Annotated in this window: 18 protein-coding genes; 4 read left to right on the top strand and 14 right to left on the bottom strand. The window is 45.5% G+C overall.

All coding sequences use genetic code 11. The features are described 5' to 3' along the window. The 9 genes from AB4209_RS04410 to fkpA form a co-directional block, all read right to left on the bottom strand. The coding region (locus AB4209_RS04410; protein WP_240798929.1) for a GTP-binding protein at positions 1 to 143 on the bottom strand (143 nt) is incomplete at its 3' end. 147 nt (positions 144 to 290) lie between these two features. After that, positions 291 to 2,387, bottom strand: a complete 2,097-nt coding sequence (fusA, locus tag AB4209_RS04415; RefSeq protein WP_017061101.1) for an elongation factor G — start codon at positions 2,385 to 2,387, stop codon at positions 291 to 293. 166 nt (positions 2,388 to 2,553) lie between these two features. Further along, on the bottom strand, positions 2,554 to 3,024 hold the full coding sequence (rpsG, locus tag AB4209_RS04420) for a 30S ribosomal protein S7 (protein ID WP_010435163.1): 471 nt from the start codon (positions 3,022 to 3,024) through the stop codon (positions 2,554 to 2,556). Between the two features lie 107 nt (positions 3,025 to 3,131). Then, complete coding sequence (rpsL, locus tag AB4209_RS04425) at positions 3,132 to 3,506, bottom strand: 30S ribosomal protein S12 (RefSeq protein ID WP_004737194.1); 375 nt, start codon at positions 3,504 to 3,506, stop codon at positions 3,132 to 3,134. Positions 3,507 to 3,688: 182 nt separating this feature from the next. After that, positions 3,689 to 3,964, bottom strand: a complete 276-nt coding sequence (gene tusB / locus AB4209_RS04430; protein WP_017063711.1) for a sulfurtransferase complex subunit TusB — start codon at positions 3,962 to 3,964, stop codon at positions 3,689 to 3,691. An 8-nt stretch (positions 3,965 to 3,972) separates the two neighbouring features. Continuing rightward, positions 3,973 to 4,329, bottom strand: coding sequence for a sulfurtransferase complex subunit TusC (tusC, locus tag AB4209_RS04435; protein WP_372054982.1), 357 nt, complete (start codon positions 4,327 to 4,329; stop codon positions 3,973 to 3,975). After that, a complete protein-coding gene (gene tusD, locus AB4209_RS04440; RefSeq protein ID WP_017063709.1) occupies positions 4,326 to 4,715 on the bottom strand; it encodes a sulfurtransferase complex subunit TusD in 390 nt (129 codons plus the stop codon). Before tusD ends, tusC begins: the two co-directional genes overlap by 4 nt. After that, positions 4,709 to 5,434 (bottom strand): transcriptional regulator, encoded by a 726-nt coding sequence (locus tag AB4209_RS04445; RefSeq protein WP_004729851.1) that lies wholly within the window; start codon positions 5,432 to 5,434, stop codon positions 4,709 to 4,711. The genes tusD and AB4209_RS04445 overlap by 7 nt, the downstream gene beginning before the upstream one ends. Positions 5,435 to 5,639: 205 nt before the next feature. Beyond that, a complete protein-coding gene (gene fkpA, locus AB4209_RS04450) occupies positions 5,640 to 6,416 on the bottom strand; it encodes an FKBP-type peptidyl-prolyl cis-trans isomerase (RefSeq protein ID WP_017068826.1) in 777 nt (258 codons plus the stop codon). Positions 6,417 to 6,547: 131 nt separating this feature from the next. On the opposite strand from fkpA, the gene AB4209_RS04455 reads away from it, so the two are divergent. Further along, positions 6,548 to 7,525, top strand: a complete 978-nt coding sequence (locus tag AB4209_RS04455; protein WP_017063707.1) for a WD40 repeat domain-containing protein — start codon at positions 6,548 to 6,550, stop codon at positions 7,523 to 7,525. A 5-nt stretch (positions 7,526 to 7,530) separates the two neighbouring features. Continuing rightward, positions 7,531 to 7,758 (top strand): SlyX family protein, encoded by a 228-nt coding sequence (locus AB4209_RS04460; protein ID WP_009848930.1) that lies wholly within the window; start codon positions 7,531 to 7,533, stop codon positions 7,756 to 7,758. A gap of 180 nt (positions 7,759 to 7,938) precedes the next feature. On the opposite strand, the gene AB4209_RS04465 is transcribed toward AB4209_RS04460, so the two are convergent. From AB4209_RS04465 to kefG, 5 genes are all read right to left on the bottom strand, one after another. Next, entirely contained in the window at positions 7,939 to 8,904 is a 966-nt protein-coding gene (locus AB4209_RS04465; RefSeq protein WP_017061107.1) for an isoaspartyl peptidase/L-asparaginase family protein, read from the bottom strand. A gap of 217 nt (positions 8,905 to 9,121) precedes the next feature. Further along, positions 9,122 to 9,712, bottom strand: coding sequence for a peptidylprolyl isomerase (slyD, locus tag AB4209_RS04470; protein ID WP_017061108.1), 591 nt, complete (start codon positions 9,710 to 9,712; stop codon positions 9,122 to 9,124). A 94-nt stretch (positions 9,713 to 9,806) separates the two neighbouring features. Beyond that, complete coding sequence (locus AB4209_RS04475) at positions 9,807 to 10,007, bottom strand: YheV family putative zinc ribbon protein (protein WP_029235422.1); 201 nt, start codon at positions 10,005 to 10,007, stop codon at positions 9,807 to 9,809. A gap of 156 nt (positions 10,008 to 10,163) precedes the next feature. Next, positions 10,164 to 11,960: a glutathione-regulated potassium-efflux system protein KefB gene (kefB, locus tag AB4209_RS04480; protein WP_171732721.1), complete on the bottom strand. Its 1,797-nt coding sequence runs from the start codon at positions 11,958 to 11,960 to the stop codon at positions 10,164 to 10,166. After that, on the bottom strand, positions 11,947 to 12,531 hold the full coding sequence (gene kefG, locus AB4209_RS04485; RefSeq protein WP_372054985.1) for a glutathione-regulated potassium-efflux system ancillary protein KefG: 585 nt from the start codon (positions 12,529 to 12,531) through the stop codon (positions 11,947 to 11,949). Before kefG ends, kefB begins: the two co-directional genes overlap by 14 nt. Positions 12,532 to 12,704: 173 nt before the next feature. Between kefG and AB4209_RS04490 the strand changes: the two genes are divergently transcribed. Both AB4209_RS04490 and AB4209_RS04495 read left to right on the top strand, forming a co-directional pair. Further along, positions 12,705 to 14,627: an ABC transporter ATP-binding protein gene (locus AB4209_RS04490; protein ID WP_372054987.1), complete on the top strand. Its 1,923-nt coding sequence runs from the start codon at positions 12,705 to 12,707 to the stop codon at positions 14,625 to 14,627. After that, positions 14,624 to 15,094, top strand: coding sequence for a TIGR02444 family protein (locus AB4209_RS04495; protein ID WP_017066206.1), 471 nt, complete (start codon positions 14,624 to 14,626; stop codon positions 15,092 to 15,094). The genes AB4209_RS04490 and AB4209_RS04495 overlap by 4 nt, the downstream gene beginning before the upstream one ends. The last annotated feature ends 174 nt before the right edge of the window (positions 15,095 to 15,268 follow it).

Consider the following 15,268-nt stretch of genomic DNA (forward strand, 5'->3'; position numbering starts at 1 on the left):
GCGAAATCTTTAGCAACACCGCCGTATACTTTTGCAAGAGTAGTACAGATAGCAGCAGTTAGAGTTGTTTTACCGTGGTCAACGTGGCCGATAGTACCAACGTTTACGTGCGGTTTCGTACGTTCAAATTTTTCTTTAGACACAATCGTGTTCCTTCCTAGTTATGATTCGCCACGTTCATTATTGAGCGAGACGCGCCAGAAATTGCTATTTTATGCGCCAACTCTCGTTAGCGCAATATTTGGACGCATTGTTCTTTCAAAAAATGAAAAAAAATGCCTTCCTTTTGTTTAACCACGCTCTGCAATGATTGCTTTTGCAACATTGTTAGGCACTTCAGCGTACTCACTAAACTCCATAGAGTAAGAAGCACGACCTTGTGTCGCAGAACGTAAATCAGTTGCGTAACCGAACATGACAGACAACGGAACTTGTGCACGAATTATCTTCAGGCCAGCTGTCCCCTCGTCCATACCTTCGATGATGCCGCGACGACGGTTAATATCGCCAACAACGTCACCCATCCAGTCTTCTGGAGTAGTTACTTCAACTTTCATCATAGGCTCAAGCAGAACCGGTTGCGCTTCAAGTGCACCCGTTCTGAAAGCCATAGAGGCAGCGATTGTAAACGCCATCTCACTTGAATCTGTTTCATGGTAAGAACCATCATATAGTGTAGCTTTGATATCCAAAACTGGATAGCCAGCAAGCACACCATTGTTCATCTGCTCTTCAACGCCTTTAGCAACTGAAGCGATAAACTCTTTCGGTACGATACCATTGGCAATTTCATCCACAAAGACAAAGCCTTCGCCAGCTTCTGATGGTTCTAGTTTCAGCCATACGTGACCGTACTGACCTTTACCACCATGTTCACGGATAAATTTACCTTCCGCTTTCGCTGTACCACGAATAGTCTCACGGTAAGCCACTTGCGGGTTACCAACGTTGCAGTTCACGCTAAATTCGCGCTTCATACGGTCAACGATGATATCTAAGTGTAGTTCACCCATACCAGAAATCAGAGTCTGGCCAGTTTCCGCATCCATATCAACGCGGAACGATGGGTCTTCCGCTGCTAGTTTACCTAGAGCGATAGTCATTTTATCTTGATCAGCTTGAGAGCTTGGCTCTACAACGATCTGAATAACTGGGTCTGGGAACTCCATGCGCTCAAGAACAATCTTATGGTTCTGGTCACAAAGGGTTTCACCAGTAGTCACATCTTTCAGGCCAATGATGGCTGCGATGTCACCTGCTCGTACTTCTTTTACTTCTTCTCGCTTGTTTGAGTGCATTTGAACAATGCGACCTAAGCGTTCACGTTGTTTCTTCACAGAGTTATAAGCTGTTTTACCGCTTTCAACAACACCAGAGTAAACACGGATGAAAGTTAAAGTACCAACGAATGGGTCTGTTGCAATCTTAAATGCTAGCGCTGAGAACGGTTCTTTGTCGTCTGCGTGACGCTCTGCTTCGTTCTCATCTTCATCGATACCTTTAATTGCAGGTACATCGACTGGAGAAGGAAGGAAATCAACAACTGCATCTAGAACAGCTTGTACACCTTTGTTTTTGAATGCACTACCACAAGTAGCAAGTACGATTTCATTATTAAGGGTACGAGTACGAAGACCTTGTTTGATTTCAGCTTCTGTTAGTTCACCTTCTTCAAGGTACTTATCCATCAGCTCTTCATTTGCTTCTGCAGCAGCTTCAACAAGTTCTGTACGATATTCTTCAGCCATTTCTTGCATGTCTGCAGGAATATCTTCGTACGTGAAAGTCATGCCTTGGTCAGCTTCATTCCAGTTAATTGCCTTCATCTTGATAAGATCGACAACGCCTTGGAAGTTTTCTTCAGCACCAATGTTCAGTTGAATTGGAACAGGAGTTGCGCCTAAGCGGTCCTTGATCTGTTCAACTACGCGCAAGAAGTCAGCGCCGGTACGGTCCATTTTATTAACGAAAACCATACGTGGAACTTGGTACTTATCAGCTTGACGCCATACTGTCTCTGACTGAGGTTCAACACCAGATGAGCCACAGAACACAACAACTGCACCATCAAGCACACGCAGAGAACGTTCTACTTCGATTGTGAAGTCAACGTGTCCAGGAGTGTCGATGATGTTAATACGGTGGTCCGAGAACTGAGCTTCCATACCACGCCAAAACGTAGTGGTTGCTGCTGAAGTGATCGTAATACCGCGCTCTTGCTCTTGCTCCATCCAGTCCATGGTTGCTGCACCATCGTGAACTTCGCCGATTTTGTGAGAAAGACCGGTATAGAACAGAATACGTTCACTTGTGGTTGTTTTACCTGCATCTACGTGAGCAACGATACCGATATTACGGTATTGCTCTATAGGAGTTTTACGAGCCACGGTTGAATCCTCTTATTAGAGACTTAGGGACTATTGCTATGTCTAGATTAGGCGTTAAAAGCGATGCTTCGCTAAAAATTGCTTGCCCTAGAAATAGCAATAGTTCCTAGCATAAGCATAGGAACTAAAGAAGTGCTGCAAGGAACCTTGCAGCACTAAAAAGGTATTACCAACGGTAATGTGCGAACGCTTTGTTTGCGTCAGCCATGCGGTGAACGTCTTCACGTTTCTTAACCGCAGTACCTTTGTTCTCAGACGCGTCTAGCATTTCAGCAGCTAGGCGTTGAGCCATAGATTTTTCACCACGCTTACGCGCAGCTTCAACTACCCAACGCATAGCAAGAGCGTTACGGCGAACCGGACGAACTTCTACAGGTACTTGGTAAGTTGAACCACCTACACGGCGAGATTTAACTTCTACCGCTGGGCGAACATTTTCAAGAGCTTCTTCAAATACAGCTAAGTGGTCTTTACCAGACTTCTCAGCCATTGAATCTAGTGCAGTGTAAACGATTTTTTCTGCAGTAGATTTCTTTCCGTCAACCATAAGGATGTTAACGAATTTTGCCAGCAATTCAGATTTGAACTTAGGATCTGGAAGGATCTTACGCTGACCTATTACGCGACGACGTGGCATGGATATTCTCCGTTGTCTTCTTCAGGTTTTTTCCAAAACTTTTCAGAATAATAAATAAAATAGTGTTTGGCCTTACTTAACGATTTCTTTTTAAAAAAGAGAATCAATTAAGACTTAGGACGTTTTACACCGTACTTAGAACGACCTTGTTTACGGTCGTTAACGCCAGCACAGTCAAGTGCGCCGCGAACAGTGTGGTAACGAACACCCGGAAGGTCTTTTACACGACCGCCACGGATTAGTACAACACTGTGCTCTTGTAGGTTGTGGCCTTCACCGCCGATGTACGAAGTTACTTCGAAACCGTTAGTTAGACGTACACGACATACTTTACGTAGTGCCGAGTTAGGTTTTTTAGGTGTAGTAGTGTAAACACGAGTACATACACCACGTTTTTGTGGGCACGCTTCTAGTGCAGGCACGTTGCTTTTAACAACTTGCTTTACACGAGGTTTGCGAACCAACTGGTTAATAGTTGCCATTAACTAGCTCCTGAAATTTACTTGAAAGTAAGCTTTGTGAAAAATCTATCCCTAATCACAAGTCGTAATTAGGGACGCAAAATTCTATTCAGCAGTGGGAGGTGTGTCAAGAAATATACAGATCTTTTTTAGCCGTCTAGAGCTCAGGATGGTCTACTTTTAACCAAACTGATAAAACACAGCTACCAAGTGACTGATTTGTCGTTCAAAACCGTCAGTTTAACGAAGCCATCGAAGTCAACTTGATCAATGGTACTTGAGACAAGTAGTTGTAAACCTCGGCTATCGAGATCTGGTTTTAACACCGACACCTGCTCTACTGCGCAGATTTGAGTGAATAACTCATGATTGGGAAGGCAAACATACACCGCATCTTCCACCAAAAGATACTGATCTTGTGGCTGAGAATAGGTCAATGCGAGTTTAAGTTTGTCGACTGATTTTACAATATGAAGCATAGCGTCCCCTAGAAAGTCAGTATCTGTTGGCACTGAGCTAACTTCTGCGTTAACTCGTCGGCTTCAACGGTGGTCACATCGATCAGCAGGTTGTCTGCTGAAAGACCAAACTGACTCAGACTACGCTGACACACATACACCTGTTCGATGTCGTACAGGTCCATAAGTTTGAATGCAGAGATGTAGTCACGCGATAGTGTTTCGTCGGGCTGCTGCGCTTTGAGAAGCTGTGTCACGCCATCGCCAACAAAGAACACGACAATGTCTTCACTATATGCGGACGCAGCAAGCAGGGCGTCTAACCCTTCTCTACCCGCAGCGGTCGTATGAGGGAAACTGTTAAATATAAAGGCTAACTTTCTCAAAACTGCACAACCCTATCTTGCGTTAGTAGCGCTTCCGATAAGCTCCCTAATCCGGCTTGAGTAAATCCAGTGGCTAGGTTAGAGGCACTTAGTTGATGTTGCTCTGCTTCTTCAGAGCTAATCACTCCGCGTCTTAGTGCAGCTGCCACACAGGTTTCAAGGCTAACATCGTGTTCATCAGCCAGCTTTTGCCAAGCAGAAGCTAAATCAAATTCATCGTTAGCCGGTACGGTAAGGTCTGAGCCGTTACTCACGCCATCTTGATAGAAGAACACACTGTGAAGTTTGTGGCCCTGTTTAATCAGAGCCACGGCAAACTGGTAGGCACTTCTTGCTGACTGTGAGCCATAGACTGGCCCATTCACTAGGAGTGTATAGCTTAGCAACCCTCTTCATCCTCTGTTTTACGTTGGCGGATGTATAGGTACACGGTGTGCTTAGAGATGTTCAGTCGCTCAGCAACGCGGTTGATCGCGTCTTTAATATCGAAAATACCTTTGTCGTACAGCTCCATCACGATCTGACGGTTCTTAGTATTGTTCGATACCGATTTGTCAGCGTTAATTTCTTCAATGGTGCGTTCAACCGTTTGGTCGACAAGTTCTTCAACGTCACTAGCGAAGTTAACCGATGATGCGGCTTCGTCTGCGTCTTGTGTAGGCATGAACGATTGCAGCACTTGTGAGAATGGCGCGTCTAGATTCACGTTAATACACAGTAGGCCAATCACTCGGTCTTCACCGTTGCGGATAGCAACCGTGATCGACTTCATCAACACTCCGCCTTTAGCGCGAGTGAAGTATGAACGTGAGAAGTTACGCTTAGAACCTTCAATATCTTTTAGCATCTTCAATGCAAGATCGGTGATCGGCGAGCCAACCTGACGACCTGTATTTTCGCCGTTGGCAATTTTAATCGCAGAAGTATTGAGGTCTTCTAAAGAGTGCAAAACGATTTCACAAAACGGACCAATAAGGCTCGCAATACCGTCAACAACGGCCTCATAAGATCTTAGAATGATTTTATCGTGTTCACTGAATGGCATAACGTGGACTGATTCCATTTCAAGTAACACATCTGCATTGACTGTTTCTGTAGTAGTCACTTATTCCTTACCTTCGTGTGAAAAATCAACAAATTTATGTAAGTTTATCAGAAAATTTTAATTGCACACCTAGCTAACATTGCAACTAGTGATTTAGAACAAGTTTAAAAATCAAATACTCATCTTCAAATCATAAAAAAAGCCTAACTCAAAGTTAGGCTTTTTATTCAATCAACGTATTTTAGTACGAGGCTTTTAACCGATATTACTGTGCAGGAGCTGCTTCAGCGTTATCGATGTTTAGTAGTTCTACTTCGAATACTAGCGTTGAGTTAGCAGGGATAGTCGGTGTGTCTTGCTCACCGTATGCTAGCTCTGGCGGGATAACGAACTTGTACTTAGAACCAACTTGCATCAGTTGTACGCCTTCAGTCCAGCCTGGGATTACGCGGTTAAGTGGGAATGTTGCTGGTTCACCACGGTCGTAAGAGCTGTCGAACTGAGTACCGTCTGTTAGCGTACCTTTGTAGTGAACTTGAACAGTATCAGTGTCTTTTGGAGAAGCGCCTTCGCCAGCTGTCATTACTTGGTAAAGTAGGCCAGATTCAGTTTGCTCTACGCCTTCAGTCTTTGCGAACTCAGCGCGGAAGTCATCACCTGCTTTCTTAGTTTCAGCTGATTTCTCTGCCGCTTGTGCTTGCATAGTTTCAGCAACACGCTTGTCTAGAGCTTCAAGAGCTGCGCGAGTTTCTTCTTCGTTCAGTGCAGTTTTCTCTGCGAATACGTCTTCGATACCTTGAAGAACCATATCTTTGTCTAGGTTAATACCTAGCTCGCTTGGCTTATCAATGCTTGTGCTTAGGTAGTTAGCGAAAGATACACCGATTGCGTAAGCCGCTTTGTCATCTTCTGTTTTAAAGTTTACTGCTTCAACTTTAACTTCTTCTACCTGTGGAGCTTCTGCCTTTGGTTCTTCTTTCTGACAACCAACTGCTAGCATAACCGTTGCGGCAAGCAGTGATACTTTTAAAACTGATTTCATTGAATTCTCCAATTAATGGCCAAGCCATTGGTTATTGTGCACAAATCTAATGATTAGATTGGTGTGAATACGTTAGTTATAACAATATACTAGTCATATGTCTTTCGACACAAACCGGATTATTAGATGTGATGCGAATATTTTTCCACTCATTGCTATGTACAATTGTCATCACCTTGTTAAATGGTTGCTTTTTCTTCCAAGATGATGAGCAGCGTTGGGAAATTGAGCCCAATGGTGCCACCAGCTTTGCACTCAGCAGAGATGGACGCTTCGCCCTGCTCTACTCTCAGCAAAAGCAACTGCTCCTTTGGGACCTCGCCGAAGACCAAGAGTTGGCTCAGCTTGGTCCACAAGACCAGTTAGAAAACCAAGTATCGCGTATCCGTATCTCGGACAATGGCCGTTTTGCCATTACCGCTAGCCAGATGAACTTCGCCGTTTGGGACTTATCTTGGACTCAAGCACAAGGGCTCTGGTCTATCTCCGACGGCTTGATTCGCGATGTCGATATCTCTAGCAATGGTGAAAAAGTACTGCTTGGCCTTTCTAATGGAAAAGCCATCTATGTGGACTTAGTCACCGGACGCCGTCTGGAGTTCCTTGCTCACCGAGAAAAAGTGAATTCAGTCTCCCTCTCTTCTAATGGCCGCTACGCATTATCAGGCGGCAACGACTACAAAGCTTACCTTTGGGATACCGAGTCGGGCTTGGTGTTGCGCACCTTTGAGCATGAACAAAGAGTAGTACGAGTCGCGCTACAACGCGATGGTGAACTGGCTTTTACCTCTGATGGCGGCAATCAAGCGATGATTTGGGATCTTGAAACGGGCGAACCTCAAGCGCAATTGCAAAGCTGGTCTCGACAGTTGATTTTTTCGAGTGCTCGTTTTTCTGATGACGGCAGCATGTTGGTGACGGGCACGCCATCCAGCCAAGTGAGTGTGTGGAATACTCAGGATGGCAAACGAATTTCTCGCCACGATGCTGAGCCACTAAAAGATGCTCGCCCTCCTCGTGCGGTAGTGTATGATGCAGCCTTTGATGATAAGAACCGTGTGATATCGGGCACCTCTGCGGGCATTGCCCAAGCTTGGAATGTGGATTAAGAACGATGACAGAAAAGCGAGTTGAACAACTAGAAAGCCGCGTAAATGACCTAGAGTGTCAGCTAGCTTTCCAAGAACAGACCATTGAAGAACTCAATGAAGCGCTTAGCCAACAACAAATGTTAATCACGAGAATGCAAGATCAGATGAAGTTCGTGGTTGGCAAAGTAAAAAATATGGATGGCTCTAATCTAGCTGACGCATCAGAAGAGACGCCACCTCCACACTATTAAGTGCGGTTCAAAATAACCAATTAAATCTAACGACGCATATCGTTAGTTTCTCGTCCTCAATGTGTAAACACATTTCAGGACGGGACATAGAAAACTAAAAGGGCGACAGATACTTATCTGTCGCCCTTTTGTTTATTTCATCTCAGTGAATAAGCTAAAGCCAATTAAGCCGATACCAACTTAGTCGTCGGCATAAATCTTCACTTCAACACGACCTTGAGTATCAACGCTTGCACGATACATTCCTGAGCTGTTCATACCAAAATGTATATCGCCTTGGCCATCGATAGCGATCAAGCCACCTTCTCCACCCATGGTTTTCAATTCACCTTGAATGATCGTTTCACAAGCGGTGTGCACATCTTCTTTCAGATAACGCATTCGTGCTGCGACATCACTGGCGACCATTTTACGTAGGAAGAACTCACCCATCCCGGTTGTTGAGACGGCAACATTGCCATTTTCAGCGATGGTTCCTGCACCAATGATCGGAGAGTCACCCACACGACCGTATTTCTTATTGGTCACGCCACCGGTACTGGTTGCTGCCGCTAAGTTACCCGCTTGGTCTAATGCGACCGCACCAACCGTGCCGTACTTTTTATCGTCAGGGTATTTCTCAGCTTGCTGTTCATCATATTTCGCTTCAGACAGAGCAAAGATGCCTTTCTCTTTCATCGACTGAAGTTGGTCATAGCGGCGCTCAGTAAAGAAGTAGTCTTGCTCGGTAAAGGTGTAGTCATGCTCAAACGCAAACTTCTCGGCACCTTCACCAATCAGCAACACATGGTCGCTTTTCCGCATCACATCACGTGCAAGCTCAATTGGGTTTTTGATATGGCGAACGCCTGCAATAGCACCTGCATCCATTTCGCGGCCATGCATCACAGAAGCGTCCATCTCAACAAATTCATCATGCGTCAAAACAGAGCCCCTACCGGCATTAAAGTGCGGGCTGTCTTCCATCACCTTAACCGATGCCACTACCGCATCCAGAGCATCACCACCCGATTGCAATATTTGATAACCAGCCAAAACCGATTTTTCCAAAGCCTCGGTAATACCCGCTTTTAATTCATAGCTCATTTGCTCGCGCAAGATGGTTCCTGCACCACCATGAATGGCAATTGAAAAAGGCTGTGACATACAAACTCTCCACTGACGTCGTCTTATAATGTTGTGCTATCAATACCACATCCATGGTTCGATGTCTGATAACGAAAACCAAACTTTTACGAATGCTTAGATTTGCGGACACTTAGTTTGGTAGAGAAAAGCGAGGTCAAAAAGCGAGACTCCTAAACGCAAAAAGCCTCCACAAGGGAGGCTTTCAAGATTCTTAAACTAAACCGTTAATTCGGTATTAGTGAGAACCACAGCTACCGCCGCCGCAGCAGCCGTCTTTTTTCTCTTCACCGTGGTCATGGCCTTCGCCACCACAGCAACCGCCTTCGTGGTCATGATCGTGGTCGTGACCGCCACAGCCGCCTTCTTGGTGTACGTGACCGTGTTGAACTTCTTCTTCAGTCGCTTCACGAACCGCTACAACTTCAACGTCAAACGTTAGAGTTTGGCCAGCTAGCATGTGGTTACCATCAACAACAACTTCGTCGCCATCTACTTCAGTAACTTCAACTGGGATTGGACCTTGGTCAGTATCCGCTAGGAAACGCATGCCAACTTCGATTTGCTCAACACCTTGGAATACGTCAGCAGGAACACGTTGAACTAGTGCGTCGTTGTGTTCGCCGTATGCATCTTCTGGAGTAACAGTTGCAGAGAACTTGTCGCCAGCTACTTTGCCTTCAAGCTCTTTTTCAAGACCTGTAATTAGGTTGTTGTGACCGTGAAGGTAATCTAGTGGAGCTTCTGCAGTTGATTGGTCAACTACTACGCCATCTTCAAGTTTCACTTGATATGCAACACTAACTACTACGTTCTTTTCAATTTTCATGAGAGCTCCAAGGAGGTTTGGACTAAGCTCGAACAGTTGAGCTTAGGAAAAATTCTGTACCGGGATATTATGGGGATCAATTAACGAAACTCAATCATTCTGGCTTAAAAATACCGATCATTTCTTGATTCGCGTGTTCAGATTTCTCTACAGTTTTCGGTTTACGCTGTTCTGTGAAGTCACAATCGACACATTCCACCAGCTCGATATTATTTTCAATCCACCAACGGAGTGTGTCTTGAGTGTTGCAACTTGGGCAGCTTGCCCCTGCGATAAAGCGTTTTTTCTGTTTCACGTTCATATCCTTTACTGCTCTGGATTCGCGGTTCTTCCCACTCACTTTATTGATAAGTTAAGCAGAGACCGCGTTTATTATTAGGTTAGTTCTATAGTCTGTTATTTCTATGCCCAAGCTCTATTTCTAAGCTCAAGCATGAGTTATCACTTCAAGCTACTGCCAATAGTTTCGAGATTGGTGATCGTTTTCCATCTCGTGTCCAAAGATCTCTTCAAGTTCTTTACGAGCCTCTTTCGCTCTTTGGGCTAACTCGGCATCTTCGTTATGCTGAGGCAGCAACTCTTTCAGCATACCATTATCCAACTTTCTAAAGTGTGCTTCTGCTCGCTTCGCTTTATATGGATGCATGCCAAGTTCAGTCAATGTTTGACGACCTAAATCCAATGCTCCAAGGAAGGTTTCACGCGAATAGTTACTCACACCGTGGTTAAGTAGTTGATACGCTTCAACACGGCTTCGTGCACGCGCCAAGATCTTTAAGCGTGGGAAGTGCTGCTTACATAAATCGACGGTTTTCATGATTTCATCAGGGGAGTCAGTACACAACACAATCGCCTCTGCTTTATCAGCACCGGCTGCGCGTAATAGCTCTAGGTGAGTCGAGTCTCCGTAAAAGACTTTGTAGCCAAACTTTCTAAGGATATGGATTTGGCTGGCATCACTTTCAAGGACAGTGATACGAATCTTATTAGCGTACATCAAGCGACCGATGATCTGACCGAAGCGACCAAAGCCAGCAATGATCACTCGAGGGCTGCGATCAACCACATCCGAAGACATCGCACTTTCGCTGATTTGGTTCAGTTGACGAGCAAAGAACTTATCTTGCAGCTTAAGCATTAGTGGCGTGGTCACCATAGACAGGCTCACTACTACCAGTAAGAACGACACCTGTTCGCCACTTAAGATGCCCTGCGCACTCGCCGCGGTAAAAATAACGAAAGCAAACTCACCACCTTGGCTAAGAATCATCGCCATTCGGCTACGCGCTTTTGCCTGTGTTCCAAAGATACGAGCTAGCGCGTACAGCACTAAACCTTTCAACACCACGAGGGCCATTACAGCTATTAGTATTGCGAATGGGCTTTCTGCCAATAAACCTAGATTTACCGCCATGCCAACCGAGATAAAGAACAGGCCGAGCAGTAACCCTTTGAATGGGTCAATCGCAATTTCAAGCTCGTGTCGATATTCACTTTCAGCCAGAAGGACGCCCGCCAAGAAAGTACCTAATGCCATCGATAAGCCAATCTGCTGCATGATGACGGCAATACCAATCACCAATAACAACGCTGCAACCGTGAAAAGCTCACGGACACCGCTCATCACTACGTATCGGAACAGTGGCCTCAACAAGAAGTGACCACCGACCAGCAGACCAATCACACCGCCTAGCATCCACAGCATGTCAGCCCAACTGCCGCCCGTATTGCCAGCGAGCAAAGGCAGCATCGCCAACATAGGGATAACAGCTATATCTTGGAAAAGCAGTACTGCAAAGCCTGACTGCCCGGCTTCTTTACCACCAAGTTCTCGCTCTTCAATAACGCGTAAAGCAATGGCTGTCGAAGACAACGCTAAACCCATACCTATTACCAGGCTGGTTTGCCAAGTTAATCCAAATAGACAGGCGATGGCGGTAATAATCAGAGTGGTGATCAGCACTTGTGCGCCACCGAGTCCTAGAATCGGCGCTCGCATCTGCCACAGTTTTTTCGGATTAAGTTCGAGACCAATCAAGAAGAGCAGCAGTACCACCCCGAATTCGGAGAAGTGCAGAATCGCCTCTACATCACTGATTAAGCCCAGCCCCCATGGGCCAATTGCCACACCTGCTAATAGGTAACCGAGGACTGAACCCAAACCAGCGCGCTGTGCGATAGGAACCGCAACCACAGCAGCCGCTAAAAATATAACGCTACTTTGTAGAAAATCATTAGTCAGAGCCATCATCTGCTCCTATATCTTGTAGCGGGTCTCGCAACCAATTTCGATACGCTTCGGCGTGTTGGTAACGCGTCATATCGGTGACATTTCGTGCCCAGTGTAAAACCAAAGGGGATATCCAGTTCATTTGACACAAAGCAGCGGTGAGCTCGAATGGTTGCAAGATCTCTTGTAATGGATATTTATTATAACCTGCGGCACCAAACGCCTCTTCTTTACCACCGGTAGTAATCACACTGCGCCAGTGTTTGCCTTTAAGCGCACTTTGCTCACCAAAAGCAAAGCCCTTGCCTAACACGCGATCAAACCACTCTTTTAACAATGAAGGACAGGAATACATGAACAGAGGATGCTGGAACACAATCACATCGTACTGCAGAAGCAGTTCATGCTCATAAGGCACATCAATAAAGAAGTCAGGATAGAGGGCATAAAGATCGTGGATTTTAACATTCCCAAGCGACTCTATCTTTTTAACCATGATCTGGTTAGCGATAGAGGTTTGCGGCTCTGGGTGCGCATAGATCACTAATACCTTTGGCACGGGTTTGTCTATCGAGGGAGTAATACTCATTCCTTTGAAACATTCCTTTAAGGGCTAAACGGTGGCAAGGCCACTAGAATTTAAATAAAAGTTATTAATATGTTATTGGCATCATAACGCAAATTGCATTGTGATCGACTTTTATCTGGATTCAGCCTACTATGCAGGCGTCTGTTCACCTCTAATTTCTATGCTACCTCTATATGATTACTTTCTCTGATATTCAATTGCTACGCGGCGGTAAGCCACTCCTCGACCAAGCATCTGCGACTTTTCATCCTGGCGACAAGATCGGTTTGGTTGGTAAAAACGGCTGTGGTAAATCTACGCTGTTCGCCTTAATTAAAGACGAGCTGTCTATTGATGCTGGCTCATTCAGTAAACCAGCCCATTGGGAAATGGCTTGGGTTGCTCAAGAAACGCCAGCACTAGAAAGAACAGCGATTGAATACGCGATTGATGGCGACCGTGAATATCGTGGCCTTGAAGATCAACTAGAGAAAGCTGAACAAGCCGACAACGGCACATTAGTAGCAGAGATCCACGGCAAAATTGAAACCATTGGTGGTTACAGCATCAAAGCACGTGCTGCTGAGCTATTGGATGGCTTAGGATTTCGCCAAGAACAAATGACATGGAACCTAACCCAGTTCTCGGGTGGTTGGCGTATGCGTTTGAACCTAGCGCAAGCCCTACTGTGTCGCAGTGACCTACTGCTACTCGATGAGCCTACCAACCACTTGGATTTAGACGCAGTAATGTGGCTAGAGCGTTGGTTACAAAGCTACCCTGGCACGCTAGTGCTTATCTCGCACGATAGAGACTTCTTAGACCCTATCGTCAACCGCATCGTGCACGTTGAAAACCAACAGCTCAATGAGTACACGGGTAACTACTCATCGTTCGAAACCCAACGAGCGCAAAAACTGATTCTGCAACAAGCGATGTACCAAAAGCAGCAGAAACAGATGTCTCACATGCAGAGCTACATTGACCGTTTCCGTTACAAAGCTTCAAAGGCTCGCCAAGCGCAAAGCCGTATTAAAGCGCTAGAGAAAATGGAACAAGTGCTGCCTGCTCAGTTTGATAATCCATTCAGCTTTGAGTTTAGAGAACCAGACGCGCTACCAAATCCAATCATGATGATGGATGAAGTATCAGCGGGCTATGATGACAATCTGATTCTAGAGAAAATTCGCCTGAACCTAGTACCGGGTAGCCGTATTGGTCTACTTGGTCGAAATGGTGCTGGTAAATCAACACTGATTAAACTGCTTTCTGGCGAACTTAAACAGCAAGGCGGTGAACTGAGTTATTCGCAAGGCGTTAAGATTGGTTACTTTGCACAGCACCAGTTAGAAACGTTGCACCCAGAAGAAACACCGCTGCAGCACATGATGCAGATTGCCCCTAAACACACCGAGCAACAATTGCGTGATTACCTAGGTAGCTTCGGTTTCCAAGGTGAAAAAGCACTTGATAAAGTAGCACCCTTCTCTGGTGGTGAAAAAGCGCGTTTAGTTCTGGCGCTACTGGTATGGCAAAAACCGAACCTGTTGCTACTCGATGAACCAACCAACCACTTGGATCTCGACATGCGTCAAGCGCTGACTTTTGCCCTGCAGACGTTTGAAGGCGCAATGGTTATCGTATCGCACGACCGTTACCTACTGCGTGCAACTACCGATGATTTATACCTTGTACACGACCGCCAAGTCGCACCGTTTGATGGTGACTTAAGCGATTACTACAAGTGGCTAACCGAGCAACAGAAAGTTGAGCGCAAAGAAGCACAAGCATTGGCACCAGCCAAAGACGGCGCCAACAGTGCAGCAGCGAAAAAAGAGCAGAAACGTAAAGAAGCCGAGTTCCGTAAACTGACGGCACCACTTCGTAAAAAGCTCACTCAATTTGAAAAGCAGATGGATAAATTAACGCAGGCTCTTGAAGAAGCTGAGCAAGAATTATCCGACACATCACTGTATGAAGCTGAAAATAAGGCTAAACTGAATAAAGTACTCGCTCTCCAAGCGAGCAGTAAGTCACAGCTAGAAGAAGTTGAAATGGATTGGATGTCCACTCAAGAAGAGCTTGAGCAGATGGAACAGGATATGGATAGCTTATGAGCCCAGAGCACGCCCCAATATCACTAACACTGGAACGACTATGGCAATTTAGCCTTCAGTATTACAGTGTGCGCGGTGTAAAGGATGCGTGCTTAGCTTTGCAAAACCAGTTCCACGGCAACGTCAATCTACTGCTGCTTCTCAAATGGCTTGATGAGCAGCAATTGTCTTTTGCTGAAGAAGAGTGGCATAAAGTTCAACAGTGTTTAAGCCGCTCTGAAACCCTGCTTCATAGCTATCGAGAGCTACGTAAACATCTCAAAGCACACGTTGTCGACTCTCTATACCGTGAAGCGCTAAAGTTTGAGTTACAGCTTGAAAAGCAACAACAGTCCGATCTGGTCGACTGTATAAACTCCCTACAACTGTACGCTAACCAGCAATCACCGCTCACTTTTCAGTACTGTCGTTTATTAGGGGCTGAAAACCTCTGCGACGCTTTTTCTGAACCAGCACCACAGCCCTAGCTCGTTCTCTTTCCCTTTTATTCAATCAAGATCCAAGCTTAACCTTGATATTATTCAAACGGTTACCCATAGTCTGTTTTTGTATCTCGTATAAGTGAAGCCTTGCGCTTATGCCGAGAATCAACCAAGCTCAAATAAAAACGTGGGCGTTTCGTTACAAACTCAACACGTTAT

The sequence above is a fragment of the Vibrio sp. 10N.286.48.C11 genome, assembly GCF_041469805.1.
Lineage (GTDB): Bacteria > Pseudomonadota > Gammaproteobacteria > Enterobacterales > Vibrionaceae > Vibrio > Vibrio crassostreae_C.

Excerpts from the sequence above, each read along its gene's own strand:
- tusB (WP_017063711.1), bottom strand. The coding sequence starts at position 3,964 with ATGCTTCATATTGTAAAATCAGTCGACAAACTTAAACTCGCATTGACC.
- kefG (WP_372054985.1), bottom strand. The coding sequence starts at position 12,531 with ATGAGTATTACTCCCTCGATAGACAAACCCGTGCCAAAGGTATTAGTG.
- slyD (WP_017061108.1), bottom strand. The coding sequence starts at position 9,712 with ATGAAAATTGAAAAGAACGTAGTAGTTAGTGTTGCATATCAAGTGAAA.
- rpsL (WP_004737194.1), bottom strand. The coding sequence starts at position 3,506 with ATGGCAACTATTAACCAGTTGGTTCGCAAACCTCGTGTAAAGCAAGTT.
- fkpA (WP_017068826.1), bottom strand. The coding sequence starts at position 6,416 with ATGAAATCAGTTTTAAAAGTATCACTGCTTGCCGCAACGGTTATGCTA.
- AB4209_RS04460 (WP_009848930.1), top strand. The coding sequence starts at position 7,531 with ATGACAGAAAAGCGAGTTGAACAACTAGAAAGCCGCGTAAATGACCTA.
- kefB (WP_171732721.1), bottom strand. The coding sequence starts at position 11,960 with ATGGCTCTGACTAATGATTTTCTACAAAGTAGCGTTATATTTTTAGCG.
- AB4209_RS04465 (WP_017061107.1), bottom strand. The coding sequence starts at position 8,904 with ATGTCACAGCCTTTTTCAATTGCCATTCATGGTGGTGCAGGAACCATC.
- AB4209_RS04490 (WP_372054987.1), top strand. The coding sequence starts at position 12,705 with ATGATTACTTTCTCTGATATTCAATTGCTACGCGGCGGTAAGCCACTC.
- AB4209_RS04495 (WP_017066206.1), top strand. The coding sequence starts at position 14,624 with ATGAGCCCAGAGCACGCCCCAATATCACTAACACTGGAACGACTATGG.
- rpsG (WP_010435163.1), bottom strand. The coding sequence starts at position 3,024 with ATGCCACGTCGTCGCGTAATAGGTCAGCGTAAGATCCTTCCAGATCCT.
- AB4209_RS04455 (WP_017063707.1), top strand. The coding sequence starts at position 6,548 with ATGCGAATATTTTTCCACTCATTGCTATGTACAATTGTCATCACCTTG.